Source organism: Dactylosporangium sp. NPDC051541, from assembly GCF_044454505.1.
Lineage (GTDB): Bacteria > Actinomycetota > Actinomycetes > Mycobacteriales > Micromonosporaceae > Dactylosporangium.
In genome coordinates, this window is sequence record NZ_JBITDU010000003.1 from 473,121 (window position 1) to 498,928 (window position 25,808).

Below are 25,808 nucleotides of genomic sequence, written 5' to 3' on the forward strand. Positions count from 1 at the left end.
CTTGCGGCACCGCGCCGCGCGGCGAATCGGGTTCGCTACTCAATCCGCGTCTGAGTATCCGGCCGTGTGGCCGGTGGGCCAGGGGCGGTGGCGCACCCCTCGCTTTGTCTTCCGGGCCGGGGACGGCATGCTGACCGGATGCGCTTGCTGAGCGAGGTCGAGTACAAGGCCACGATGGAGGCGGAACCGGTCCCGCTCGGGCCCGACGCCGATCCTCCGTTCGACTTCTGGCCCTACTTCGACCAGATTCCGGAAGGCGACCTGCAAGGGCACGACTTTTCCGAGGGTACGGTGACCTACGCCTGGCACATGCCGCTGGGCAACCTGCAGCACGTCCTGGTCAACTGCGAGCAGTCGACGGTGTTTCTGGTGCTGGTCCTGGACCTCACCCGCGGGCGGGTCCTCGGGCACTACCTGCTGGACATCCTGCGGGTCTGAGGAGCGCTACGCGTCCAGGCCGCGCTCGATGGCGTAGCGGACCAGGTCCACCCGGCTGTGCAGCTGCAACTTGCCCAGGGTGTTTTGCACGTGGTTCTGCACGGTGCGGTGGGAGAGGACCAGGCGTTCGGCGATCTCCTTGTAGGTCACGCCCTTCGCGACCAGGCGCAGCACTTCGGTCTCGCGCTCGGTCAGGCGGGGCGCGTCCGGGTCCTCGGCCCGCGTGACGCTGGCCAGCCGGCGGAACTCGCCCAGCACCAGACCCGCCAGGCCCGGCGTGAACACGGCGTCGCCCTGGGCGGTGCGCCGCACGGCGGCCAGGAACTCCTCGCGGGCGGCGGACTTCACCAGGTAGCCGGTCGCGCCGGCCTTCACCGCGTCGAGCACGTCCTGCTGCTCACCGCTGGCCGACAGCATCAGGATGCGGGCACCGGGGCAGGTCGCGAGAATCCCTTGAATGACCTCGACCCCCGAGGAGTCCGGCAGCTGCAGGTCGAGGACCACGACGTCGGGCCGCACCGACGGGGCGATCCGCACCGCCTGCGCGCCCTCACCGACCGCGGCCACCACCTCGTATCCGGCCTCGGCGAGATCCCGCGCGACCCCCTCGCGCCACATCGGATGGTCATCGACGACCATGACCCGCAACTTCGCCCCGCTCTCCACCCAAGCACCCTAAATCTTCGAGCGGGGCACGGTCAGTTCCACTTCAGTACCGGTTCCCGCGGTGGACGTCACGCTCACGGTCCCACCGAGATCGCGAATCCGGCCCTGGATCGACTGAGCCACTCCCAGCCGCCCATCTCGCTCGGCTTCGGCCAGCCGTCCGGCCGGGATGCCGCCCCCGTTGTCGCGGACCGAGACGGTGACCTGGTCGTCGAGGTCCTCGAGCAGGATCCAGGCCCGGGCGTCGGCACCGGCGTGCCGCTCGACGTTGTCCAGGGCCGCCCCGACCGCCGCCGCCACCTCGCCCGCGACCGACGACGGCAGCCGGACGGGTGTGGCCGGGGCGGCGAACGTCACCGTGGCCGAGGCGTAGGCGGACAGGAGCGGCCGGACGTCGACGAAGGCGTCCGCGGCGGCGACCGGCGGGGTGTTGGTGGCGACCAGGGCGCGCAGCACCGACTCCTGCTCGCCGGCCAGCCGGCCCAGCTCGGCCGCCTCGCCGCCGAGCTCGGCCCCGCGCCGCTGGACCAGGGCCAGGACCTGCAGGACCGAGTCGTGGATGCCGCGGGCCAGGCGCTCCCGCTCGCGGGTGGCCGCCTCGACCTCCATGGCCTGCTGGAGCCGGGTCTCGGCGTCGATGGCGAGCCGGGCGATGTGCCCGACGCCGATGCCGGCCAGGATCATCAGGACCGGGCCGTTGGCGGTGGCCTGGCTGAACCCGTCGCGCACGACCACGTCGGCCACGCTGAGCAGGATCGCGGCGATCGCGCCCCGGCGGCGGCCGCCGGAGATGGCCCAGGCCACGACCGGGCCGGCGACCCAGGCCATCGGCAGGGTCGGCGCGCCGACGCCGAGGCCGGCGGGGTGGACGATCCAGCGGGAGGCGAGCAGGCAGGCGGCGGCGACGGCCAGGTCGGCGCCGAGCAGAGGCCAGCCGCGCCGCTCGGGCCGCGCATAGGCCAGGCTGCTCACCACCGTCCAGACGGTCATCACCGCGATGATCAGCCAGCCGCCGAGCGGCCAGGCGTAGTCGCGGAAGTTGTTGACCATCAGGACGGCGGCGTAGCCGAGCGCGGTGATCCGGAACACGAGCAGCGCCCGCCACAGCGGCCACTCGAGACCCGGAAGCCCACGCTCACCCATCGAGCTACACCCAGTGCACCGGCGGCAGGCCGGCCTCGGCGAGGGCGGCGTCGACCTGGCTGAACGGCCGGGAGCCGAGGAAGCCGGCCGGGTTCATGGGGGAGGGGTGCCCGGCCTCGATGATCACGTGCTGCGGGTTGGTGACCAGCTCGGCCTTCTTGCGGGCGTAGCTGCCCCAGAGCACGAACACGACCCGCCGGTCGAACGCGTTGAGCGCGTGGATCGCCGCGTCCGTGAACTGCTCCCAGCCCTTTTTCGCGTGGGTGCCCGCCTTGCCGGCCCGGACGGTCATGATCGCGTTGAGCAGGAGCACGCCGTCGGCCGCCCACGGGGTCAGGTCGCCGTTGGCCGGCGGGGTCACGCCCAGGTCCTCGCGCAGCTCCTTGTAGACGTTGCGCAGCGACGGCGGGACGGAGACGCCCGGGCGCACCGAGAAGCTCAGCCCGTGGGCCTGGCCGGCCTTGAAGTAGGGGTCCTGGCCCAGGATGAGGACCCGGGCCTGCTCGGGCGGGCACAGCCGGAACGCGGTGAACAGGTCCTCCTGCGGGGGGAACACCGTCTCGGTCGCGTACTCCTGCTCGACGAACGTCTGCAGGCGCTGCACGACGTCGAGGTCGAGATAGGGCTTCATCACGTCACGCCAGCCGGCGGGGAGCAGCTCCAGCAGATCCAAGGACATGCCCGGCACTCTACGAGCCGGGTGCGACATTTTTAGTACCGGCTGTAATGCGGATTTATCCGGATAAAATCGGACTATGACGCAGGTGGGACCCGTGGGCGGCAACGGTGAGCCGCTGACCGTGCTGTGGTCCTGGCGGCAGCGGCTCGACAAAGGTGACGAAAAGCCGAAAACGAACCAACCCCCGCAACGACCCCCCAAAACCCCGGCGCCAAAGGACAGTGTTGCACAGGGCGGGCCGGTCGACGGGCCGAAACAGGGCGATCAGGGGTACCTCGCCCAGCTGCAGTCGCGGCTGCGCGACGCGATCGGGGACGTCCACGGTGCGATGCGCATCCTGTCGGCAGTACCACCGGAAAAGCGCACTGTTCTGCACACGGCGGTGGCCGAGGACCCCTCGGCGGCCGAGCGGGGCCTGGTGTGGTTGATCGAGCACTTCGACCAGCCCAGCACCGTCGTACCGGCCCTCGGCCGGCTCGCACCGGCCCTCGACGCGCTGATCGGGACCCGGGCCCGCCAGCTCGACCTGTTCGGCGACGCGCTGAGCGAGGCGATGCGCGCGGTGCGGGGTGAGCGCTGGACGGACGAGGACGCCGGAGCCTGGCGCGACGCCTGGCGGTTCGCGGTCGGCTGGCTGCGCCAGGGCGCCCAGCTGCACCACGGCGAGACCCCGTACTGGACCGGCACGATCGTCGCCCACGACCGGCGCCGCGACGACGTGGCCGTGCTGACCGTGCTGACCGACCTGCCGTACCCGTTCCGCGCCGGGCAGCGCGCGATCGTCGAGTGCCACGAGGTGCCGGGGGCGTGGCGGGCCTGCTGGATCGGCGACCCGCCGGCCGAGGACCACCACATCGAGATCCACGTCCAGGCGCTGCCCGGGGACAGGGCCACCGGCGCCCTCGTGCGCGACGGCGGGGTCGGCGACCCGATCCGCCTGCACCGGGCCGAGGGCGACTTCAAGATCGAGCCGGGCCGGGCCGGCGCGGTGCTCATCGTGGCCGAGGACGTGCACGTCACCCCGGTCAAGGCGCTGCTGAGCGAGCTCGCCGCGCACGACGACGACCGGGTCGTGCACCTGTTCTGGGGGGTGTCGACCCGCGACGACCTCTACGACCTGGAGTCGCTGCGCGAGCACGCCTCCCGCTGCGCGCACGCGTTCGTGCACGCGGTGGTGGCCCGCGGCCCGGCCCACCCGTACGAGAGCGGCTCGCTGCCGCAGGTCGTCGTCGACTTCGGCGAGTGGACGTCGCACGACGTGTACCTCAGCGGCAGCCCGCTCGCCGTCGGCGTGATGCGCAACATGTTGATGCAACGCAATGTCGATCCCCGCCGTATCCACACCGTCACGCTGGAGCCGATCAGCGCGCCGTGAAGTCATTCCGGCGGCGGCCGGGAAGTGTCGTTCGGGCGGCGGCCGGAAGTCATGAACAAGAGATGGTTCGGTGGCGACCTCTCTGCGACGATGGATTTTCGGGCGCGAACGGATGTCACGAGTAGGAAATATCGCAGTGACGCGCCCCGCCGCAGGGTGGGACGGGTGGATCTGTAATCCTGCGCGGAGGCGCCATAAGCGCCGGTCGCGGGCAATGAGGGTCGCGGCCAGGAGCCGGACTGCGGGACGAGACGGGAACGACGCGCATGAGTGAGTACAACATCACATACCCCGACGGCGAGCTCGAGCTCAAGGTACGCAAGGCGACCGAGGGCCCGGGCGGCCTGGAGATCGGCTCGCTGCTGAAGGAGACCGGCCAGGTCACCCTCGACACCGGTTTCGTCAACACCGCCTCCTGCGTCTCGTCGATCACCTACATCGACGGCGACGAGGGCATCCTGCGCTACCGCGGCTACCCGATCGAGCAGCTGGCCGAGGGCTCGACCTTCCTGGAGAGCTCCTACCTGCTCATTCACGGCGAGCTGCCGAGCGCGTCGCAGCTCGAGGAGTTCACCGGCAAGATCCAGCACCACACGCTCCTGCACGAGGAGATGCGCCGCTTCTTCGACGGCTTCCCGCGCGACGCGCACCCCATGGCGGTGCTGTCCTCCGCGGTCAGCGCGCTGTCCACCTTCTACCAGGACAGCCTCAACCCGTTCGACAAGGAGCAGGTGGAGATCTCCACCATCCGGCTCATGGCGAAGGTGCCGACGATCGCGTCGTATGCCTACAAGAAGGCCATCGGGCAGCCGATGCTGTACCCCGACAACTCCCTCGGCTACGTCGAGAACTTCCTGCGCATGACCTTCGGCGTGCCCGCCACGCCGTATGAGGTCGACCCGGTCGCGGTCAAGGTCCTCGACATGCTCCTGCTCCTGCACGCCGACCACGAGCAGAACTGTTCCACCTCGACGGTCCGCCTGGTCGGCTCCAGCCAGGCCAACCTCTTCGCCTCGGTCTCGGCCGGCGTCAACGCCCTGTTCGGCCCGCTGCACGGCGGCGCCAACCAGGCCGTCCTGGAGATGCTGCAGGAGATCCACGCCGACGGCGGCGACGTCCAGTCGTTCGTGCGCAAGGTCAAGAACAAGGAGGCCGGGGTCCGTCTCATGGGCTTCGGGCACCGCGTGTACAAGAACTACGACCCCCGCGCCGCGCTGGTCAAGAAGGCCGCGCAGGAGGTTCTCGGCCGGATGGCCACGCCGGACCCGCTGCTCGACCTCGCGATGCAGCTCGAGGAGATCGCCCTGGCCGACGACTTCTTCGTGTCGCGCAAGCTCTACCCGAACGTCGACTTCTACACCGGCCTGATCTACAAGGCCATGGGCTTCCCGACGACGATGTTCACGGTCCTGTTCGCCCTCGGCCGGCTTCCGGGCTGGATCGCACAGTGGCGCGAGATGATCAACGACCCGGAGACGAAGATCGGCCGCCCGCGCCAGGTCTACACCGGCTACGGCGCCCGGGATTACACGCCGATTGCCGCTCGGTAAAGACCCGCAGCGCCGAGTGCTGCTGGCTCGTTTGCCTACTTGACGGAGATCGACCCCGGCTGTCTCATACATGGGTCCGTCTGGGGCCGTCTGGGGTCGTTATCCGTTTTTGGGCATTTGAGCACATGGAGCGAACATGAGCGCGCCAACGTTGTCGCCGCTGTTAACCGCGGCAGTGCATGACCGCACGTCAGGTGCCACCGGCGTGGCCCGGCAGGTCCTGGACGGCCTCGCCGAGTTCGTGTCCGATCCGCAGGCGCTGCGCGCGATGGTGGCCCCGCTGCCGGGGCTGCTCCCGGGGTACGCCTCCATGTGGCACATCGCCCGGGCGGCCAACAGCGCCGACCCCGGCCCGGCCCTGCGCGCGATCCGCGAGCAGCTGGACCGCGACGTGGACCGCTCCGTCACCCTGGCCACCCGGCTGCTCGAGCAGCGCGGCGGCTGGGTTCGCACCGCCCCCAGCAGCGCCCTGGTCAAGGCCACCGTGGCCGGCCTGCCCGCCGGCACCGTCGACGCGCCCGGCACCGAGGGCCTGGAGCCGGTCACCGGCCTCGCGGGCGCGGACGCGATCAGCCCCACCCGGGTCCTCAACATCAAGGGCACGCTCGACCTGGCCCGGGCGATCCCCACGATCGTGGTCACCACCTCGCTGAAGCTGGTGCCCGAGGACGTCTTCGAGGGCCTGGGCTCGCCGCTGTTCGAGCGGATTCCGCTGGACGCCTTCTGGGCCGTCGTGCTCGACGGTGAGCTGCTCACCCCGGCCGAGGCGGGCCGCCGGGCCGCGCAGCTGGCCTGACGATCGACGGTGGGCCACGGATTCCTTGCCGCGGGCTCCGGCTTGATCAAATAGGCCGCGGCCGATCCGTGGGAGCGCTCCTGTCCTGCGGATGCTCGCCAGTCCGAGCCGCATCGTCTCCGGTGAATGTGTGTATCCCGGCAACATTCAGGAATCCTCAGCGAAGATCGACAACGGATTCCGAAGCCAGGTAACGGATGCGCGACTGTGTTCCACATTGGACAGTCGGGAAGACGGCACAGTTTGGGGCTGTGCAGAAGGTCTGCGGCGGAGTACATTTCGTGCAACCCAAGGACAGCCGGGGCCGCCGCTTCCCCCGTGGCGGCGGCCCCGGTCTTGGGTTTGTTTCGTTTCCAGACCAATGAGCGGCCCATTCGGGTCCGACCAATCAAGATCATCCAGGTTGCCCCGGGTCGATGTTTGCCCGCGTGAGCACCGGGAGACCAAAACCCCATGGCTTCCGTCGATACCAGGCCCAACGGGACGACGCCCGCCCCATCCGGGCCGCCACCCCGCACGGTCTACCTGGTCGGCGGCGTCATCCTCGTCGCGCTCGTCGTGGTCGCGGCCATAGCCGCCGTCGTCTGGCCCCAGATGCACGGCGGTGGCGCCGGCGACACCGCGCACACCGTCACCGGGGCGGTCGGCGGCCGCGACCACGCCACCCTCGACCTCGTCACCGGGGCCGCCTCCGTCAACATGCAGGCCGCCGACCTCGGCGACACCCTCTACCGGGTCGACACCCCGCAGACGGCCGCCGTCCACGACACCGGCGACCGGGTCGAGGTCCAGGTCACCGACGGCAACGCCGAAGTCACGATCCAGCTCAACCGCGACGTCACCTGGGCCGTGCGCTTCACCGGCGGCGCCCAGAGCAACACCGCCGACCTGCGCGCGCTCAACCACCTGGCGAGCATCGAATACGTCGGCGGGGTCTCCGCCATCGAACTGAGCCTCCCCGTCCCCAGCGGCACCGTCCCGGTCCGCATCGACGGAGGCGCGAGCGCTGTGCGGATCACCGCCCCCAGCGGCACCCCCGTGCGCGTCCAGGCGGCCGGGGGCGCGGGCCGCGTCACCGTCGACGGGGCCGACCACAACGGCGTCGGCGCCGGCAGCGCCTTCCCGTCCAACGGCTGGGAGGCGGCCCAGAACCGCTACGACGCGGTGGCCGCGGGCGGTGTATCAACCTTTACTGTCGAGCACGCCTAGACCGGTCGGTGCCCCGGACGTCGGCGCGTCCTCGGGGAGGTCGGGCAGGCCGAACAGCTCGGTCAGGCCGGTGATCTGCAGCAGCCGGTGCACGAACGGCGACGGGCTGCGGACCTCCATGCGGCCGCCGGCCTCCCGCACCTTGTTGTTCGCCGTCACCAGCGCCCCGATGCCGATCGAATCCATGAACGGCACCCGCCGCAGGTCCACCGCCAGCAGCTGCGGCCGGTACGTCTCCACGGTGTCCAGCACCACGGAGCGCAGCGCCCCCACGGTGGCGGCCTCGAGCGGGCCGAGCACCTCCACCACGACCGTGCCGCCGGGTACCTCGCCGGACTGGTGGGTCCGGACCATCGCGTCGCCCATTCAGACCGCGTACCCAGCCCGGGAAACCGGAAACGTCGGGCGCCACGCGCGGGTGGCCAGGTCAGGCGTTCGCGGAGATCAACAGCGGCAGCATGAGACCGTATGCGCACAGCAGCACGCAAGCCTCCGGCCGGGTGATCCGATTGCCGCGCTTCAGCAGCAGCCACGCCAGGACCCCGGCCAGGACCATCGCCGTCACCGCCAGAAACCCGAACGGCGCGATCCGCTCCGAGCCGGCCGCCAGCCCCACCACCGCGCCGCCGATCAGGCTGTTGAACAGGTTCGAGCCGAGCAGGTTGCCGACCATCAGATCGCCCCACCCGCGCCGCTGCGCCTGCACCGACGTCATCAGCTCCGGCAGTGACGTCCCGACCGCGACCAGCGTGAACCCGATGACGGTGTCGCTGACCCCCCACCGGTGCGCGAGCGTCGACGCGTTGGCCACCAGCAGCTGCGCGCCCCCGAGCGTCGCCGCCAGCCCGACCACGCACCGCGCCGCCTCCACCCACCAGCGGCCCGGGTCGGGTCGCGGCTCCACGAACGCGGCCACGTCATCGGGCAGAGGATCGTCCGGGGGTACCCTCGAAAGCCGCACCAGAAGCCACAACGCACCCAGACTCAGCAGGGCCAGCAGGACCCCGGCGATGAACTTGAGCCCGACCAGCGCGAACGCCCCGAACACGCTGACCCCGGCCACCATGAGCGGCGCCTCCCGCACCGGCACCGACGACCGGACCAGCACCGGCGAGACGACGGCGACGACACCCAGGATCAGCGTCACGTTCAAGATGTTGGAACCGACCAGGTTCCCCAGCGCCAGCCCGGCGTTCCCGCGCACCGCCGCCGTCCCCGACACCACGAACTCCGGCGCGCTCGTCCCCAGCCCGATCACCACCACGCCGACGATCACCGGCGCCACCCGCAGCACCGTCGCCAGCCGCCCGGCCCCGACCACCAGCTGATCGGCCCCGACGGTGAGCAGCACCAGGCCGACCAGGCCGAGGCCGGCCACCAACAGGGTCGACATCCGCCTCCTCCCAGCGCCGCCTGGCACGACACCCTACCGGTACGCCATCACACCCCCGCGCCTCAGGCACGGCGAACCGAAACCGGTTCCGGCGGATTGCCGCCCTCCACCCGCTGGCGCAAAAGCGCGGAGCACTCTACAGTTTTCATCGAGACCGGCGTCTTCCCCCGTGGATGCCGGTCTCACCACTTTTCCGGGGGCTGCTCCAAAGTGGACCGCCACCATAAACTGAGCCTCGCCGGCGGAGGGAGCAGTCAGGTGCGTTGTCCACGATGCGGGGCCGAGGGCGTCGACCCGGCCGGCTACTGCGTGCAGTGCAAGCTGTTCCGGGGCCAGGTCGCCCCGCCACCGCAGCAGCCGCAGCCGCAGCCGCAGGCCTTCTATCCCGTGGCCCCGCCACCGCCGCCGAAGTACCGCAACCCGCTGCTGATCCCCGGCATCATTTTCGGCGTCATCGCCCTGCTCCTCGCCGGCGGTGTCATCGTCTACGCCGCGACGTCCGGCGGCGACGACCCCGGCGACCAGGACCTCACCGGCGGCACCAACCCCGTCGTCGCCCCCAGCATCACCGCGACCGAAGCCGGCCCCACGCCGACCCCGGGCGCCACGCTCGGCGGCAACCCCGGCCCCAGCTCCTCCGCCTCCGCTTCGGCCAGCCCCACCGGCGCCCCGTCCTGCATCCTCGGCGTGTTCCTCGAAGAGCAGCACAACGAACAGGTGACCGTCCTCAACACCGGCACCTTCCCGTTCACCGGCAGCGGCGCCTACCACCGCTACAACGAGCGCGGCATCGTCACCATCGACTACGGCGACGGGATGCACCTGCGCGGCAGCAACGGCGCCAACCAGTACGAGTACATCTTCGAAGGCTTCATCTCCTACGTGTTCAAGTACGAGAACGGCGTCGTCACCTACTCCGCGCCGCGCCCCGACTCCACCGGCACCGAGACCTTCATCCGCAACGGCAACGTCGACTTCAAGGGCAAGCTCGAGGCCCGCATCCCCCCGCCGATGAAGGTCAACTGCGGCCCGGTCGCCATGAGCCTCACCAACCAGATCACCACGATCCAGCTCAAGCGCACCAGTAAGGCCCCCTGACCTCAGCGGTTGCTTTGCTCAGGTGAGCGGCGGGCGTGCCGATCATGCACGGCGGAGGAGGAGCCTGCATGGACAACACGCTCGCCATGGTCATCGACGACTCGCGCGCGATGAGGGGCATCCTGAAACGGATTCTGATACCCCTCGGCTTCGAGACGCGCGAGGCCACCAACGGCAAGGACGCGCTCGACCAGATCTGGGACCACGACCTGAAGCCGGCGCTCGCCCTCATCGACTGGAACATGCCGGAGATGAACGGCCTCGAGTTCGTCATGGCGGTACGCAAGCAGAAGCACCTGCGCCAGATGACGCTCATGATGGTCACCACCGAGAGCGAACACGGCCAGATCGTGCGCGCCCTCGCCGCCGGGGCCCACGAGTATGTGATCAAGCCGTTCACGTCGGAAGCGATCGTCGACAAACTGACCTACCTGGGGCTCGTCCCGCTGGCCGGGGCCGAGGCCGCGGTGAGTGCCTGATCTGGGGGTTGACCTGAAAGGCACGGCTCTGGGTCCGATAGGCGACGGAAGAACCCCAGGCGCCGAACTACCGTGCGACACATGACGATCGACTTCCCGCACGGCTGGTGGGGCACGGACCTGGGCGCCGCCCGGGCGAGCATCGGAACCTACGAGCTCTACTCCACCGAGAGCCTGCCGGCGGTGGACGAGTCACGCTCCGACGGCAGCTTCGCCTGGCTCGTCCCCGGCGCCCCGCACGATCCCCTCCGGGCCATGGAGGTCGCCGCCCTCGCCGAGCACATCGAGCTGCCGGTGCCGTTCGCCCGGTTCATGAGCAGCCAGGCGCTGATGGACGCCATCCCGTCCTGCACCGGCTGCGACTTCGACCTCGCCCCGCGCCCCGTCCCCAGCCCCGTCGAACCCGCGGCGCAGCTGGTGCGGTTCCTGCGCGACCAGCAGGATGCCGTCATCTGGTACCTCTACCTGCGCCCCGGCGCCGAGCCGTTCGTGATCGCCTCACCGTGGCTGCTGGAGATCGTCGGCCTCGAGGACGTCGACCGGACCACCCTCATCGCCAACATGGTCCACGTCGCCGACTCGTTCGAGCAGTTCGTCCACCGCTTCTGGCTGGAGAACGCGCTGTGGTTCAGCGTCAACGAAGGCGACGAGTCCACCGACGAGATGAACCTGTACCTCGCGCATTACACGGCCGCCATTTAATCTCTTGCGCGGGTGGCGGACCGGGCCTATCTTTGAATACGAAGACGAGAAACGAGCAGAGGAGATCGGAAGATGAACGGGCATCGCGAGCTACGACTGGAAGCGCCCAGCGCGGCCAGCGCCGCCGCGCGACGCTCTGCCAACGGCGGCGCAGGGCACCGTGCCGGCGGCCGGTCAGTGCTGCTCAGTGGCTTGTCGACGGGCTCGGGCAGGTGGTTTGACTAGAGGATCCCCTCGCGTCACACCAACCGCCCGCGCGTTTCGCCGGGCGGTTTCTTTATGCCCTAATGCATTTACCTCTATCAATTAAGCCGTGGTGGCCCAAAGGAAGAGGCGTCCCCCTCAAAAAGGGAATGGTGCGGGTTCGACTCCCGCTCACGGTACGCAAGGTCGTTTGGTAACCAGGCAGTGCAGATGAAGGAAGGAGGCCCGGTGACCGCAGTATTGGTGCTCAACGCCGACCTCGGACCCCTGCACCGGGTCTCAATCCGCCACGCCATCCGCATGATCCTGCGCGAGGTGGCCGTGATCCACGAGGCGGAGCCGGACCGGTTGATCGGGGTCTACCCGCTCCCGCGGGTCGTGCGGCTCGTGTCCTACGTCGTCACCCGCTGGCGCTTCACCGGCGGACCGGCCTGGTCCCGCGCCGGCGTCCACGCCCGCGACGGCCGCCGCTGCGGCTACTGCGGCACCGAGGCGACCACCATCGATCACATCCTGCCCCGCTCCCGCGGCGGCCGGAACACGTGGAAGAACACCGTTGCCGCCTGCACCGGCTGCAACCAGCGCAAGGGCGACCGCACCCCCGCCGAAGCGGGCATGGTGCTGCGCATCCAGCCGTCGACTCCGACCTGGGGCGCACTCGTCCGGCGCTGACACAGGACCCCGGCGGCGGGCACCTTCGCTACCGCCCGCCGCCGGGGTCACACAAAGCGTCACCAAGGGCCTCATAGCTCATCAGGTAGAGCGCCGCTCTTGCAAAGCGGAGGTGGCCGGTTCGAGACCGGCTGGGTCCACGCCCGGGTAGCCCAACGGAAGAGGCGTCTGGTTCAGAGCCAGGAGGTTGGAGGTTCGAATCCTCTGCCGGGTACGCGAAGCAAGGCTTGTTGGAAGGTTGGCCGAGAGGTAAGGCTGCGGCTTGCTAAGCCGTCGACGGGGGCGACCCCGCGGGGGTTCGATCCCCTCACTTTCCGCGACCGGCCCGCCACCCCCGTGGTGGCGGGTCAGCACGGCCTGGGAAGGCCAGCCGATAGGTGCCGGCACCCGTCTCGAAAACGGCGTTGGGTTAACGCCCGTGTGGGTTCGACTCCCACCCTTCCCGCCATCCCCTACGAGTACGCAAGCGACGGCCGTGAATGAGCCGCTGGGCGGTTTTCGCCAGCCGGCCTAGGCCCGCATCTACCTCGGACCGCTCCTGGGCGCTGAGCGCCCGCTCGTGCCACATCGGCAACATCTCGCGACTCCCTCGTCGACGTCCTTGTACCAAGACGACGAACGGGGACGCCGGAACCGGACAGCTCAGCGGGCCCGGCCGAACGCGTATTTCGTGAGCACCCGGACACTCTGCGGGCTGCGCTGCTTCGCCGCGGCCGGCAACATCGTGAGCGCGTGGATCCGCGACGACAGGTGCCAGCGGGCAGCCTTCGCGGCCCGCGGCCAGCCGTGCGCGTCCATCCGGTCGGCGGCCGCCAGGAAGAACGCCCGGGCCTCGCTGAACCGGTTGCCGGTCACCGCCGTGGACGCCGACAGACTCTCGTTGTGCCGCCGATACTGGAAGACGGTCGCGTCATCGGCGACCAGAGCACCGCCCCGCACGACAAGCTCCAGAATCAGCTTGAGGTCCTGGATCACCGACAGTTCAAGATCAAAACCAACGGCCTGGACTTCGGGGGTACTCCACACGAGCGACGGAAAATACAGCCAGTTCCCGCGCAGGAGGGACACCGCCAGCGCCTCACCCGAGAGCCGCACGGTGCCGTCGACCTTGGGGGAGTACACCCGTCGCTTCGTCGTATCGGCAAGTGTCTTGACGACCGCCCCGTCGGACCCGATGACCTCGACGCCCGGCTGGATCAGCACCGCGTCCGGGTGCCGCTCGATGAGGGCGTGCACGCGCTCGACATAGCCCGGCAGCATCACGTCGTCGCAGCCCATCATGCTCAGGAACGGCGCCTCGGCCCGCTCGACGCACTGCTGGAAGTTGCGGGTGATACCCAGGTTCTGGGGATTACGCTCGTACCGCACCGCCGGATGTCCGAGCGCCGCGAAGTACTCCGGCACCCCGGTCACCCGCTCCGCGGGATTGTCGTCGAACACCGTGAGCCGCCACCGATCGTCGGTCTGCGCCAGCACGCTCTCCACCGCGATCTTGAGCAGCGGCAGCTCACCGTAGTGCGGCAGCATGATGTCGAGCACCGGCCGATCCTAGCCGCGCCGCCCCGCCTTCCCCGACGCACGCCCGTCCCCACGGCGTTGCTCGGGCAGCGATATGTCGGGCGTTGCTCGGGCAGCGATATGTCGGGCGCTGGCGGGCAGCGATATGTCGGGCGCTGGCGGGCAGCGATATGTCGGGCGCTGGCGGGCAGCGATATGTCGGATTTTTCGCCCGACAGGGTATTCGCCGGATTTCGAGGCGCCTGGTCGCTGCACCGGAGGAGGAGATCGGGCGGGCGGCCGAAGTCGGCGGCGGCCGAAGTCGGCGGCGGGCGAAAAAAACCGGCCCGCTCGTGACAACGAGCGGGCCGGTCGGACGCGTTTACTTCAGTGCCGGGCGCGCCGCCGACCGGCCGGGGGCTGGCCCGCCGCGGCGCGCTTGGACGCCTGCTCGTCGGGGGCGGGGGAGTCCTCGTCCCACGCCTTCGCCTTGCGGATCTCGTCGAAGAAGCCGAGCAGCCGGTCGAGCTCCTGCGTGCTCGTCTTGTCGTCGGCCCGCACGGTCTTGCCCTTTTTGTTGTGCGAGCGGATCTCGCGGCCGGTGGCCATCGATCCGGTGTCGTCGCCTTCGCTCTCGTCGGACATCGGGGCCCGCGGCGCCGGCATGCGGCCCGTCGGGTCCTCGAAGTGCCGGTTGGGCGGCGGCGAGACCGGCTCGAAGTGGTGGTTGTCGTAGTCGGGGGCGTCGAAGCTGTACCCCTGCTGCGGTCCGGCCGGGTGCAGCGGCTGGTCCTCGCGGTGGAACGCGTGCGGGGGCGCGACGTGCACGTCCGGGTGCATGGGCAGCTGGCCGTTGAAGCCGCCGTTGTACCCGTTCGGCTGCGGCTGCCCGTTGAACCCCGCGGGCGCGGCGCCGTATCCGTTCCCCGGACGCTGCCCGTTGACGGGACCGTGCCCGTTCGTGTTGCCGTGCCCGTTGACCGGCGCGTGCCCGTTCGCCGAACCGTGTCCGTTGACCGGCCCGTGTCCGTTGACCGGCCCGTGTCCGTTCGCGGCACCGTGGCCGTTGACCGGTGCGTGGCCGTTGACCGGCGCGTGCCCGTTCACCGGTGCGTGGCCGTTGGCCGGGTGCTGCGGGCCCGGTACGACCGGCACCATCGGGGTCGTCGCGTCCGGTGCGCCATTGCGGAACGCCGCCGCCGGGAACGAACCCGTGGTCTCACCCGGCCGCTGTCGGGGCTGCTGCGGGGCCATCGGCGGCTCGGCCTGGTAGCCACCGGGCCGTCCGGGCCGCGCCGAGCCGCTGGGCGGCAGCGGGGCGAAGGAGCCCGTCGGCTCGCCGACCGCCGGGAACGCGCCCGTGTGGTGGGCACCGTTGCGCTGCGAAGGCTGCTGGGCGTGCGACGGCGCCGCGGCCGGCCGGTCGAACGCCGCGGTCGGCGGCTGCTGGGCGTGCGACGGCGGCTGCTGGGGCTGGGCGTGCGACGGCGGCGCCGACCGGTCGAACGCCGTGGTCGGCGCGTCGGCCGGCGGGAACGCCGGGAACGATCCGGTCCGGGAGCCGGCGCGGTCGGAGTAGCCGCGCTCGTAGTCCTGCTCCGGTGCGTTCGAGCGGGGGACCGTCGGGTGGGCACCGGACGGGTGCCCGTTGGCGGGCCGGCCGTCGACGAGGAACGGGCCGTTCGCGTCGCCGTGCCGCCCGTGCCGCGGTGCGTCGGACGCGGCCGGCGTGACCGCCGGGAACGAGCCGCTGGTCGTCGGCGTCGCCGGCGACACCAGCTCGACCTCGCCCGGCTCCGGCAGCGAGTCGAGCAGGCCGGTGGCGAGGATGAACACGTTGGGGGCGGCGCCGCGCGGCACGGCGATGTAGGCCCGCTTCCGCGCGTCGATCGGCAGCTTCTCGAGGACCTCGGCGATGCGGTGGGCCGGCGGCGGGATCTCGGCCGCGTTGGGCGCGCCCACGATCACCGCGCAGCGGTTGACGTCGACGGGCAGGCCGCGGACCCAGTCGGCCGGGTCGTTGAGGTGCTGCGGGCGGACCCACAGGCCGGCCTGCACGACCTCGAGCACCCAGCCGGAGCTGAGGTCGAAGATGGCCTGGCCGGCGGCCTCGCCGAGCACGTCGGGGCAGGGGTTGATCCAGTCGACCGGGCGGGGCGCGCCGGTGCGGGGCGCGTGCCACAGCTCGCGGGCGAAGGTCCGCCACCGGGGCAGGCCCTTGTGGTCGATGGTGACGACGGCCCGCTGGCCGGCGGGCGCGCACAGCGGCAGGCCGGTGCGCACGTGCACGGCCCGGCCGAGCACGTCGGCGACGACCGGGCCGACCTGGCCCTCGGCGATCGGGTTCTGCCCGTAGGGCGTGAAGACGCAGCGGTCCGCGGCGAGCGTCGGCACCGACGAGACGGCCCGGGCCAGCTCCTCGCGGTGCAGCGGCTCGTCGCCGGGGTGCCCGAGGATCATCGCCGGGTGCTCGTGGTCGGTCGGCACGGAGTAGGCCAGGTCGGTCACGCTGCCGACGCGGCGGCGGTGCAGCCACAGGCCGGCCGGGATCTGGTCGAGGACCAGGTCGCCGGGGAGCTCGGGGATCTCGCTGCACAGGTCCGACTCCCACGCGGGGGCCGGGAAGCGCCAGCCGACCCGGACCGCGGGCGCGCCGGTGCGGAACCGCCAGAAGCCGCCGGGTCGCTGCTCGCCCCGCCCGACCGGGGCGAAGAGGGAGCCGCCGGGCACGCCCAGCAGCGGGCCGGCCGCGGCGATGACGTCGATCCCGAGGCGCATGGCGATCATGTGGGCGGCGGCGGGTCGCTCGTTCGTGGCGCAGGCGCCGTCCCAGGCGACGAAGCGCATCGCGGCGAACCCGCGGGGCAGGCCGTTGGCCAGGACCTCGGCCAGCTCCTCGATCATCGCCGGCTGCAGCTTCACCGTGTGGGAGCTGATGACCACCGCGCACTCGGCCGACCCGTGCGGCGCGACGACCAGCGCCGCCGCGCCCGGGCTGGGCTCGTCACCGGAGTGGACGACCGCACCGGCACCGAGCCAGGAGACCTTCATCCCGGGCCAGTGACGCAGCCGCACCTGCATCGCCGTGCTCATGCGGACCTCTCAGCGCTATGGAGCCGTGCCCCGGAGAGGGCGGCTGCCGGCCGCGCGACCACCGTCCGAGCCGCCGGCCGCGAACGGCCCGGCGCGAACGGTGTGCAAGCTGCAAGCGGGCAGCAACGAGACAAGATTGCCCTCCGTCGGGTGTGCCACGGGCGGTGCGATGTGGAGGGGGTTCCACACCGATCACCGCACGGCGACTCTGCCGGATCGTACCGCGCTGAGTGACGGACGCAACCATCTCGTTTGTCCGCGAACGGGCTAGGAAACCCGAACCGACGGGAGGATTGCGCCCGATTTGCTAGGCTTGGTGGCGACTTCTCCGGAGAGTTGCTCATGCTTCGAGCTGCAGTCCGCCGAATACTGGCTGTCACCGTCGGCCTCCGTCGGCGTAGTGCCGTGATGGTCATCGGGATCGTGCTGGTCATCGCCGCCGCGTCGTCGCTGAGCGCCTGCAAAACCTCTCCAATCGGTACTTCCGGGACGGACCCGTCGCCGGGCCGTTCTCCTGCATACCCGGCAACCGGGGTCCTCGTCCTGTATGACACGACCGGGCAATACGGCTCGCTGGGCGAGCTGTATGCGGTCCAAGCAGGGAATCTGGCCTCCCACTTCGGATCATGGGACGCCGTGCCAGTGACGAAGTACACGCCTGGTTCTACCCGGAAGTACCGGTTGACTATCTACATCGGATCGACGTATGACGAGCCGCTCCCGGACGCGTTCCTGGCCGACGTGGCCGCCGGTGCCGAGGTGTTGTGGCTCGGCGGCAACCTGTGGCAACTGATCCGGAAGTACCCCGGAATGGGATTTCAGGCAGCGACCATCGACGATGCCGTCCCGTCCGGCGTCCGATACCGCGGCACCGACCTGACCCGCAGCGCGAGCGCCGGCGGTCTCGTTTCCACAACCTTGAGCCCCGGGGTGTACTCCAAGACGCTCGCCGAGGCCACGATGCCGGACGGCAGCTCACGCCCGTGGGCGGTGCGGGTCGGCGCCGTCACGTACATCGCCGAGGTGCCGTTCACGTACGTTTCCTTCGACGACCGCTACCTGGCCCTGGCCGATCTCCTGTTTGACCTGCTCGCGCCGCAAACGGCGGAACGGCACCGGGCCCTAGTCCGCATCGAGGACGTCGGGCCCCACTCGGATCCGGCCAAACTCCGCGAGATCGCCGATTATCTGCATTCACGTAATGTCCCGTTCGCCGCAGCGGTTTTCCCCGTTTACGACGACCCGGCCGGCGTGTATTCCGGCGGCGCCCCCGTGCACAGGACGCTGAGCGAATCCCCGCAGGTGGTGGACGCCTTGCGATACATGCAGCAGCAGGGCGGAACGCTGATCATGCACGGCTACACCCACGCCTTCGCGGGCGGCCCGAATCCGTACGGCGTGAGCGCCGAGGACTATGAGTTCTACCGCGCCCACGTCGACGGCACCGGCGCGGTGGTCCTGGACGGCCCCGTCCCGGAAGACTCGCCATCCTGGGCGCTGTCCCGCCTGGAGGGTGCCCGGGCGGAGTGGACGAAGGCCGGTCTCACGCCCCCTGACATCTGGGAGTTTCCGCACTACACGGCCAGTGCGACGGACTACCGCGCGATAGCCGGCGCCCCGGGCATCCGGGCCCGCTACGAGCAGGTCCTGTACTTCAACGGCATCCTGGGCGGAACGGGTACACGCTCAGTGAGCCAATATTTCCCATACGTCGTGAAAGACGCATACGGGACACCGGTCATCCCGGAATCTCTTGGAAACGTTGCAACACAAAGATTTAACCAGCACGGCGTCCGCCTGGCCCCCGACCTTCTCGCCTCGGCCAAGCGTCAACTGGCCGTCCGCGACAACGTGGCGAGCTTCTTCTACCACCCGTTCCTGGGTCTGGAGTATCTCCCGCAGTTGATCGAGGGCCTCCAGGCGATGGGCTACACCTTCGTGTCGGCTCCAACCCTCCTGCAGCCGTAGCGCAATCCGAAAAATGGATCAGTTCAAGTCTTTCCGTTTTAACTGACGACCATCGCTTCCCACCCCGCATCGCCGCACTCCAGAGCAGTCCGTAACCACCCCATCACGGAACCCGTCGCAGCGGAAGAGCGCTTTCCGGAGTCGACGCGGCGGCCACCCCCGGCCGCGGGATCAGGACGTGGCGGCGGTCGCCGGTTCCTGGGGTGCGGCCAGGGACGGGGACGCGGCCGGGGTGTCCAGGTGGCGGAACAAGAGCAGGACACCGGCGGCCAGGGCACCCACCAGGCCGACCGCCGCGAACCCCCACGCCGGCGAGCCCAGGTCGATCGCCCAGCCGGCTAGCGGGGAGCCGATCGCCAGCCCGACCGTCAGCGACGAGCCGTGCCAGCCCATCGCCTCGCCCCGCGCGGACGCCGGGACCAGGCGGCTCACCAGGTCGGCGCTCGCGCTCAGCGTCGGCGCGCACAGGGCGCCCGCCGGCAGCAGGGTCAGGAACAGCAGCGGCCAGGCGTCGCCGACCAGGCCCGCCGGGATCGTGCACACGGCCAGCGCGCCCAGCAGGGCGACCAGGGGCACGGCCCGGGGGAGGGCGCCGTAGACGAAGCCGCCGATCAGGGAGTAGACGGCCCACGCGGCCAGCAGGGTGCCGACGAGCTCGACCCGGCCCGCCTCGCGCAGCATGGCCACGATGCCCAGGTCGGTGCCGGCCAGGACCATGGTGGTGGCGGCGGTCGCGGCGCAGACGGCGACGAACCGCGGGGTCAGCCAGTCGCGGCGGCGGACCGGCTCGGCGGCGGCCGCGGCCGCGATTTCGGTGGCGGCGGCGACGGGCGGGTTGACGATGAAGAGGGCGAGGCCGGCCAGGACCAGAGCGCCGCCGATCGACCACAGCGCGGCGCGGCCCGACAGGGTGCTGGTGAGCAGGACGGCCAGGGGCGGCCCGGCCATGAAGCTGAGCTCGACCGACATCGAGTCGAGGGCGTAGGCCTGCCGGCGCTGGTCGTCGGGGACCAGGGCGGCGATCGACTGGCGGATGACGGAGAAGACCGGGAGCGAGAGGACGCCGGCGACCAGGGCGCCGACGAGCAGTACACCAAAAGGCAGGAACGGTGCGAAGGCCCAGAAGGCGGCCTCGGCCACGGTCGTGACGACGAGCATCGGGCGCAGGCCGCGGCGGTCCACGAAGCGGCCGTTGAGCGGGCCGCCCAGCGCCGTGCCGACCGTCAGGGCCGCACCGACCAGTCCCGCCGCGCCCCAGCCCCGGTGGAGGTCCTGAGCGACGTGCAGGGTCATGGTCACGCCGATGGCCGTGATGGGTATCCGGGCCAGCAGGGCGAGGACCATGAGGGGCCGCACGCCCGGTAGGGCGAGGACGCGGCGGTAGGGCTCGAGACGCATGCCGACATCATGGCGCGGGGGTACGACAAGAAATCGGCGCCCGGGCGGGTGACAATGCCGGGGAACCGATCGGCGTGCGCCGCAGTCCAATGAGCAAGACCTATGGATGGAGCTGAACCATGAAGTCCCGGATCATCGTTGCCGCCCTGCTCACGCTCACCCTGGCCGCCTGTTCGGACGAAGCCGGCACGGCCGACGCGGGCGCCAGCGGGGCCGCCACGACCGGTGGGGTGCCCGCGAGCAGCAGCAGCGCGGGGGCGGACGCCGGCAGCAGCGCCGGGGCCGGCACCAGCGCCGGGGCGCAGACGGACCCGAGCTCGAAGGCCAACTCGGGCGGCAACCAGACGGCCACGGACACGCTTGTGACGTTCACCCGGACCGGCGGGCTGGCCGGCAACAACGACTCGCTGGCCGTGCGGCCGGACGGTTCATACACCATCCAGACGAAGCAGGCCAAGAAGGACGGCAAGCTGACCGACGAGGAGCTGGGCGCGCTCAAGGCGGCCCTGGCCGCGACGGACTTCAACAAGCTGCCGACGAACAACGACAACGGCGCGGTGGCCGACGCCTACACCTACACGATCACCTACGCCGGGAAGCAGATCACGGCCAAGGACGGGTCGATCCCGCCCGCCCTCCAGCCGGTGATCAGCGCGCTAGGCGCCTTCCTCAGCAAGTAGCCCGTCGATTCGGGCCAGCTCCTCGGGGGCGAGGGCCAGGTTCTCGAGGGCCCCGAGGTTGTCCAGCAGCTGCTGGACGCTCGACGCCCCGATGATCAGCGAGGTGACCCGCGGGTCGCGCAGCGCCCAGGCCAGCGCCAGCTGGGCCAGGCTCTGGCCGCGCTCGCGGGCCACCGCGTCCAGGCCCCGGATCAGCCGGAGCCGGGCCGGGGTCAGGTCGCTCTCGTTCAGGAAGCGGCTGGTGCGCACCCGCGAATCGTCGGGAATGCCGTCGAGGTACCGGTTGGTCAGCAGCCCCTGCGCCAGGGGCGAGAACGGGATGCAGCCGGCCCCGGCCTCCTCCAGCGCGCCGAGCAGGTCGGCCTCGATCCAGCGGTCGAGCATCGAGTATCGCGGCTGGTGGATCAGCAGCGGCGTGCCGAGCTCGCGCAGGATGCGGGCGGCGGCGAGGGTCTGCTCGGCGCTGTAGTTGGAGATGCCGACGTAGAGCGCCTTGCCCGCGCGGACCGCCGCGTCGAGGGCGCCCATCGTCTCCTCGAGCGGGGTGTCGGGGTCGGGGCGGTGCGAGTAGAAGATGTCGACGTACTCGAGGCCCATCCGGGTCAGCGACTGGTCGAGGGAGGCGAGGACGTACTTGCGCGACCCCCACTCGCCGTAGGGCCCGGGCCACATGTCGTAGCCGGCCTTCGTGGAGATGATCAGCTCGTCGCGGTAGGGCCGCAGGTCCTCGGCGAGGATGCGCCCGAAGTTCTCCTCGGCCGACCCGGGCGGCGGCCCGTAGTTGTTCGCCAGGTCGAAGTGGGTGACGCCCTCGTCGAACGCGCGCCGCACGATGGCCCGCTGGGTGTCGAGCGGCCGCTCGTGGCCGAAGTTGTGCCAGAGCCCGAGCGAGATGGCCGGGAGCTTGAGCCCGCTGCGGCCGCTGCGCCGGTAGAGCATGTCCTGGTATCGGCTCGAAGCCGCCTCATACACCACGCCTTGATCCTAAACTGGCCGGATGGACGAGGAGCCCGTAGCGGAGCCCGCCGAAGCACCGCCCGAGCAGCCCCCGACGGTCGCGTCGATCCTGGTGGCCGAGGACGACGCCGACATCCGTGACCTCTTCACGATGGCCCTGCAAGGAGCGGGCGTCGCGGTCACCGCGGTCGAGAACGGCGAGGCGGCCCTGGCCGAGCTGGCGAGCAACACCTTCGACATGCTCGTCACCGACATGTGGATGCCCAGGGTGTCGGGCCTCGACCTGTGCAAGAAGCTGCGGGCGACCCCGGCGACGCACGACATGCCCGTGCTCATGCTCAGCGCCTACGGCCGCCTGCGCGGCCGGGAGGAAGCCAAGATGGCCGGGGCGAGCGATTATCTGATGAAACCGCTGCGCCCCAGCCAACTGATCAGCAAGGTCGACGCCATGCTCGGCGGCCGACTGGTGATGCGAACCTGAAAACCTGAGCGATCGGGAAACCTAGGCGATCGGCTCCGCGAACGGGTCCTCGGCCGTGTCGACCGGGATCTCGGCCGCCGCCGCCCGGGCCTGCTGCGCACCGCGGGCCGAGCGCTCCTCGTCGGTGATCGGGAAGTGGCAGGCCACCGTCTGCCCCGGCAGGAGCTCGCGCAGCAGCGGCTCCTCCTGGGCGCACAGGTCCTGCGCCTTCCAGCACCGGGTCCGGAACCGGCAGCCCGACGGCGGGTCGATCGGGCTCGGCACGTCGCCGGTGAGCAGGATCCGCTCCCGCTGAGCCTTGTCCCGCCGGCCCGGGTCCGGCACCGGCACCGCGGAGAGCAGGGCGAAGGTGTAGGGGTGCAGCGGCGTGGCGTAGAGCCCGTCGCGCCCGCCGACCTCGACGACCTTGCCCAGGTACATCACCGCGACCCGGTCCGAGATGTGCCGGACCACCGACAGGTCGTGAGCGATGAACACGTAGGTCAGGTTGAACTCGCGCTGCAGGTCGTCGAGCAGGTTGACGACCTGGGCCTGGATCGACACGTCCAGAGCCGAGACGGGCTCGTCGGCGATGATGAGCTTCGGCTGCAGGGCCAGGGCCCGGGCGATGCCGATGCGCTGGCGCTGGCCGCCGGAGAACTCGTGCGGGTAGCGGTTGTAGTGCTCCGGGTTGAGGCCGACCAGCTCCAGCAGGCGCTGGACCTCACGCTTCTGCCCGTGCGCGGTCTTGATGTTCTGGACCTGCAGCGGCGCGCCGACGATCGAGCCGACCGTGTGCCGGGGGTTCAGCGACGAGTACGGGTCCTGGAAGATCATCTGGACCTCGCGCCGCAGCGGGCGCATCTGGCCCACGTTGAGGTGCGAGATGTCCCGCCCCTCGAGCACCACCTGCCCGGCGGTCGGCTCCAGCAGGCGGGTCATCAGCCGCCCGGTGGTGGACTTGCCGCAGCCGGACTCGCCGACCAGGCCGAGCGTCTCGCCGGCCTTGACGGTCAGGTCGATGCCGTCGACCGCGCGGACCGCGCCGACCTTCCGCTTGATGAAGGCGCCCCGCATGATCGGGAAGTGTTTCTCCAGGCCTCGCACCTCGAGGAGGTTCTCGCCGCCGCGCTCGGGCGCCGCCGCCGGCTGGGGTTGGGTCGTCGTCGACACTGTCGTGCTCCTCAGAGGTTCGGGGCGATGTCCGACTTGAAGATGGCCAGCCGCTCCGCGGGCGGGATGTGGCAGGCGACGCCGTGCTCGGGCGTGCCCTCCGCCAGGGTCGGCTCGACCGTCTTGCAAGGGATGCCGTTGCGCTCCACGTAGGGGCAGCGCGGGTGGAAGGAGCAGCCGCTCGGGAGGTTGATCAGCGACGGCGGGTTGCCCTTGATGGGCACCAGCCGGTCGCGCACCTCCCGGTCGACGCGGGGCATCGACGAGAGCAGGCCCCAGGCGTACGGGTGCTCGGGGCGGCGGAAGATGGTCTCCGCGGTGGCGTGCTCGACGCACTTGCCGCCGTACATCACCAGGATGTCGTCGGCCACCTCGGCCACCACACCCAGGTCGTGGGTGATGATGATGACCGCGGAGTTGAACTCCGACTGCAGGTCGCGGATCAGGTCCAGGATCTGCGCCTGGACCGTCACGTCGAGCGCCGTGGTGGGCTCGTCGGCGATGAGCAGCTGCGGGTTGTTCACCAGCGACATGGCGATCATGGCGCGCTGGCGCATGCCGCCGGAGAACTGGTGCGGGTAGTCGTCCACGCGCCGCGCGGGCTGCGGGATGCCGACCCGGTCGAGCATCTCGATCGCGCGCTTGCGGGCGTCGTTCTTGGAGACCTTGTTGTGCACCCGGTAGGCCTCGACGATCTGGGCGCCGACCGTGTAGTAGGGGTGCATCGCGGTCAGCGGGTCCTGGAAGATCATCGCCATCTTGTTGCCGCGCAGCAGGCGGACCCGCTCGGGCGCGGCGCCGATGAGCTCCTCGCCGTCGAGCCAGACCTCGCCCGAGATCTTCGCCGAGCCCCGCCGGTGCAGGCCGAGGATGCCCAGGCTGGTGACGGACTTGCCGGAGCCGGACTCGCCGACGATGCCGAGGGTCTCGCCCCGCTCCAGCTGGAAGTTGAGCCCGTCCACGGCCCTGACCACGCCGTCGTCGGTGTTGAAGTGGATCCGCAGGTCCCGCACGTCGAGGAACGACGATGCGGTCTGCGGCCCGGGCCCGCTGGGGCTCGGGGTGCCGTCGGTGAGCAGGCTGCTGGACATGCTCACTCCTTTCCAGGAATGCCGTGGTGCCCGGTGACGGGCGTGGACCGGGGGGCGGGCCGGGTCATCCGAGCCGGACCCGCGGGTCGATCACGGCGTAGAGCACGTCCACGATCAGGTTGGCCATGACGATGAAGAACGAGGCGAACAGCGTGGCGCCCAGGATGATCGGGAGGTCCTTCTGGGTCACCGCGTCGACGCTGAGCTTGCCGATGCCGGGCAGGCTGAAGACCCGCTCGGTGAGGATCGCGCCGCCGAGCAGCGTGCCGAGGTCGAGGCCGAAGATCGTCACGATCGGTGTCAGCACCGCACGCATGGCGTGCTTGCCGACGACGACCCGTTCCTTCAGACCCTTGGCGCGGGCGGTGCGGATGTAGTCCTCACCCATGGTCTCGAGCATCTGGGCCCGCGTCAGCCGCGCGTAGGTGGCGGCGAACAGCAGGGCGAGGCTCACCCAGGCGAGGAACAGCTTGTTGGCCCAGCCCAGGGGGTCATCGACGAAGTTGATGTACTCGCCACCCTGGAAGATCTTCCACTGGTGGACGAACAGGGACTGGAAGACGAGGCCCGTGAAGTACACGGGGAGTGAGACGCCGGCCAGGGCGATGAACATGACAGTCCGGTCGGCGATCGTCCCGCGTTTCAGCGCGGATATGACGCCACCGGCCACACCGCCGAACAACCAGAGGATGGCGGCGCCGATGGCGAGGGAGATGGTGACCGGGAGGCGGTCCAGCAGCAGGGGCCAGACCTCGCGGTCGGTGCGGAACGAGTAGCCGAAGCAGGGGGCCGAGCAGTGGGTGACCGACGGGCCGCTGTTGTAGTCGCGGCCGGCGACGATGCCCTTCACGAACAGGCCGTACTGCTGGTAGATCGGCTTGTCGAGGCCGAGCTTGATCCGGGTCTGGGCCACGGCCTCCGGGGTCGCCGTCTTGCCGACGTACATCTCGGCGGGATCGGCGTGCGCCGCCTTCGGGATCAGGAAGAAGATCGCGAAGGTGACCATCGAGACGGCCACGATGAGCAGTGCCGCGGTGACCAGGCGGCGCAGGATGTAGTTGATCACGTGTGCGGCCTGACGCCGGCC

The 25,808-nt window shown here is 70.5% G+C and carries 24 protein-coding genes and 5 tRNA genes; 17 read left to right on the forward strand and 12 right to left on the reverse strand.

Annotation, left to right across the window (positions count from 1 at the left end):
- Positions 1-138 precede the first annotated feature (138 nt).
- Entirely contained in the window at positions 139-438 is a 300-nt protein-coding gene (locus ACIA8L_RS16265) for a hypothetical protein (RefSeq protein WP_395905025.1), read from the forward strand.
- 6 nt (positions 439-444) lie between these two features.
- Here ACIA8L_RS16265 and ACIA8L_RS16270 read toward each other — a convergent pair whose 3' ends face one another.
- The 3 genes from ACIA8L_RS16270 to ung are packed head-to-tail and all read right to left on the reverse strand — an operon-like array spanning position 445 to position 2,926.
- On the reverse strand, positions 445-1,077 hold the full coding sequence (locus ACIA8L_RS16270) for a response regulator (RefSeq protein ID WP_395906296.1): 633 nt from the start codon (positions 1,075-1,077) through the stop codon (positions 445-447).
- A 36-nt stretch (positions 1,078-1,113) separates the two neighbouring features.
- The gene (gene macS / locus ACIA8L_RS16275) at positions 1,114-2,247 is read right to left on the reverse strand and encodes a MacS family sensor histidine kinase (protein ID WP_395905027.1); all 1,134 of its coding nucleotides are present in this window, start codon (positions 2,245-2,247) and stop codon (positions 1,114-1,116) included.
- 4 nt (positions 2,248-2,251) lie between these two features.
- A complete protein-coding gene (ung, locus tag ACIA8L_RS16280) occupies positions 2,252-2,926 on the reverse strand; it encodes a uracil-DNA glycosylase (RefSeq protein WP_395905029.1) in 675 nt (224 codons plus the stop codon).
- Positions 2,927-3,002: 76 nt separating this feature from the next.
- Between ung and ACIA8L_RS16285 the strand changes: the two genes are divergently transcribed.
- The 4 genes from ACIA8L_RS16285 (at position 3,003) to ACIA8L_RS16300 (ending at position 7,856) form a co-directional block, all read left to right on the forward strand.
- A complete protein-coding gene (locus ACIA8L_RS16285; RefSeq protein WP_395905031.1) occupies positions 3,003-4,301 on the forward strand; it encodes a hypothetical protein in 1,299 nt (432 codons plus the stop codon).
- Positions 4,302-4,567: 266 nt separating this feature from the next.
- On the forward strand, positions 4,568-5,851 hold the full coding sequence (locus ACIA8L_RS16290; protein ID WP_395905033.1) for a citrate synthase: 1,284 nt from the start codon (positions 4,568-4,570) through the stop codon (positions 5,849-5,851).
- 136 nt (positions 5,852-5,987) lie between these two features.
- Positions 5,988-6,647, forward strand: a complete 660-nt coding sequence (locus ACIA8L_RS16295) for a hypothetical protein (protein WP_395905035.1) — start codon at positions 5,988-5,990, stop codon at positions 6,645-6,647.
- A 453-nt stretch (positions 6,648-7,100) separates the two neighbouring features.
- Entirely contained in the window at positions 7,101-7,856 is a 756-nt protein-coding gene (locus ACIA8L_RS16300; RefSeq protein WP_395905037.1) for a hypothetical protein, read from the forward strand.
- On the opposite strand, the gene ACIA8L_RS16305 is transcribed toward ACIA8L_RS16300, so the two are convergent.
- Entirely contained in the window at positions 7,830-8,222 is a 393-nt protein-coding gene (locus ACIA8L_RS16305; RefSeq protein ID WP_395905038.1) for an STAS domain-containing protein, read from the reverse strand. The two genes, ACIA8L_RS16300 and ACIA8L_RS16305, sit on opposite strands and share 27 nt — an antisense overlap.
- A 61-nt stretch (positions 8,223-8,283) precedes the next feature.
- Complete coding sequence (locus ACIA8L_RS16310; protein WP_395905039.1) at positions 8,284-9,249, reverse strand: sodium:calcium antiporter; 966 nt, start codon at positions 9,247-9,249, stop codon at positions 8,284-8,286.
- 258 nt (positions 9,250-9,507) lie between these two features.
- Here ACIA8L_RS16310 and ACIA8L_RS16315 point away from each other — a divergent pair, with 258 nt between their 5' ends.
- From ACIA8L_RS16315 to ACIA8L_RS16355, 9 genes are all read left to right on the forward strand, one after another.
- Positions 9,508-10,347, forward strand: a complete 840-nt coding sequence (locus ACIA8L_RS16315) for a hypothetical protein (protein ID WP_395905041.1) — start codon at positions 9,508-9,510, stop codon at positions 10,345-10,347.
- A gap of 68 nt (positions 10,348-10,415) precedes the next feature.
- The gene (locus ACIA8L_RS16320; RefSeq protein WP_395905043.1) at positions 10,416-10,826 is read left to right on the forward strand and encodes a response regulator; all 411 of its coding nucleotides are present in this window, start codon (positions 10,416-10,418) and stop codon (positions 10,824-10,826) included.
- Between the two features lie 81 nt (positions 10,827-10,907).
- Positions 10,908-11,528, forward strand: a complete 621-nt coding sequence (locus tag ACIA8L_RS16325; protein WP_395905046.1) for a hypothetical protein — start codon at positions 10,908-10,910, stop codon at positions 11,526-11,528.
- 310 nt (positions 11,529-11,838) lie between these two features.
- Positions 11,839-11,911, forward strand: a tRNA-Leu gene (locus tag ACIA8L_RS16330).
- Between the two features lie 49 nt (positions 11,912-11,960).
- Positions 11,961-12,404 carry an HNH endonuclease gene (locus ACIA8L_RS16335; protein WP_395905048.1) on the forward strand — a complete coding sequence of 148 codons (444 nt, stop codon included), beginning with the start codon at positions 11,961-11,963 and terminating at the stop codon, positions 12,402-12,404.
- Positions 12,405-12,470: 66 nt separating this feature from the next.
- Positions 12,471-12,544: transfer RNA gene (locus ACIA8L_RS16340), tRNA-Ala, on the forward strand.
- A 1-nt stretch (position 12,545) separates the two neighbouring features.
- Positions 12,546-12,618: transfer RNA gene (locus ACIA8L_RS16345), tRNA-Leu, on the forward strand.
- 18 nt (positions 12,619-12,636) lie between these two features.
- Positions 12,637-12,721: transfer RNA gene (locus ACIA8L_RS16350), tRNA-Ser, on the forward strand.
- Positions 12,722-12,763: 42 nt separating this feature from the next.
- Positions 12,764-12,852 (forward strand) — tRNA-Ser (locus ACIA8L_RS16355).
- 194 nt (positions 12,853-13,046) lie between these two features.
- Here the strand turns inward: ACIA8L_RS16355 and ACIA8L_RS16360 are convergent.
- Together ACIA8L_RS16360 and ACIA8L_RS16365 are read right to left on the reverse strand one after the other, a co-directional pair.
- A complete protein-coding gene (locus ACIA8L_RS16360) occupies positions 13,047-13,943 on the reverse strand; it encodes a glycosyltransferase family 2 protein (protein ID WP_395905050.1) in 897 nt (298 codons plus the stop codon).
- A 345-nt stretch (positions 13,944-14,288) separates the two neighbouring features.
- Positions 14,289-16,994, reverse strand: coding sequence for a hypothetical protein (locus ACIA8L_RS16365; protein ID WP_395905052.1), 2,706 nt, complete (start codon positions 16,992-16,994; stop codon positions 14,289-14,291).
- A 423-nt stretch (positions 16,995-17,417) separates the two neighbouring features.
- On the opposite strand from ACIA8L_RS16365, the gene ACIA8L_RS16370 reads away from it, so the two are divergent.
- The gene (locus tag ACIA8L_RS16370) at positions 17,418-18,962 is read left to right on the forward strand and encodes a DUF2334 domain-containing protein (protein ID WP_395905054.1); all 1,545 of its coding nucleotides are present in this window, start codon (positions 17,418-17,420) and stop codon (positions 18,960-18,962) included.
- Positions 18,963-19,133: 171 nt separating this feature from the next.
- Here ACIA8L_RS16370 and ACIA8L_RS16375 read toward each other — a convergent pair whose 3' ends face one another.
- On the reverse strand, positions 19,134-20,360 hold the full coding sequence (locus ACIA8L_RS16375; protein WP_395905056.1) for an MFS transporter: 1,227 nt from the start codon (positions 20,358-20,360) through the stop codon (positions 19,134-19,136).
- A 119-nt stretch (positions 20,361-20,479) separates the two neighbouring features.
- Here ACIA8L_RS16375 and ACIA8L_RS16380 point away from each other — a divergent pair, with 119 nt between their 5' ends.
- The gene (locus tag ACIA8L_RS16380; RefSeq protein ID WP_395905058.1) at positions 20,480-21,040 is read left to right on the forward strand and encodes a hypothetical protein; all 561 of its coding nucleotides are present in this window, start codon (positions 20,480-20,482) and stop codon (positions 21,038-21,040) included.
- On the opposite strand, the gene mgrA is transcribed toward ACIA8L_RS16380, so the two are convergent.
- On the reverse strand, positions 21,017-21,979 hold the full coding sequence (gene mgrA / locus ACIA8L_RS16385; RefSeq protein ID WP_395906298.1) for an L-glyceraldehyde 3-phosphate reductase: 963 nt from the start codon (positions 21,977-21,979) through the stop codon (positions 21,017-21,019). The two genes, ACIA8L_RS16380 and mgrA, sit on opposite strands and share 24 nt — an antisense overlap.
- A 58-nt stretch (positions 21,980-22,037) precedes the next feature.
- Between mgrA and ACIA8L_RS16390 the strand changes: the two genes are divergently transcribed.
- Positions 22,038-22,478 (forward strand): PleD family two-component system response regulator, encoded by a 441-nt coding sequence (locus ACIA8L_RS16390; RefSeq protein WP_395905060.1) that lies wholly within the window; start codon positions 22,038-22,040, stop codon positions 22,476-22,478.
- A gap of 21 nt (positions 22,479-22,499) precedes the next feature.
- Here the strand turns inward: ACIA8L_RS16390 and ACIA8L_RS16395 are convergent, their stop codons facing one another.
- The 3 genes from ACIA8L_RS16395 to ACIA8L_RS16405 all read right to left on the reverse strand — a co-directional run bounded on the left by ACIA8L_RS16395 (position 22,500) and on the right by ACIA8L_RS16405 (position 25,787).
- On the reverse strand, positions 22,500-23,534 hold the full coding sequence (locus ACIA8L_RS16395) for an ABC transporter ATP-binding protein (protein WP_395906300.1): 1,035 nt from the start codon (positions 23,532-23,534) through the stop codon (positions 22,500-22,502).
- A gap of 107 nt (positions 23,535-23,641) precedes the next feature.
- On the reverse strand, positions 23,642-24,721 hold the full coding sequence (locus ACIA8L_RS16400) for an ABC transporter ATP-binding protein (RefSeq protein ID WP_395905062.1): 1,080 nt from the start codon (positions 24,719-24,721) through the stop codon (positions 23,642-23,644).
- A 64-nt stretch (positions 24,722-24,785) separates the two neighbouring features.
- Positions 24,786-25,787 carry an ABC transporter permease gene (locus tag ACIA8L_RS16405; protein ID WP_395905064.1) on the reverse strand — a complete coding sequence of 334 codons (1,002 nt, stop codon included), beginning with the start codon at positions 25,785-25,787 and terminating at the stop codon, positions 24,786-24,788.
- Positions 25,788-25,808 lie beyond the last annotated feature (21 nt).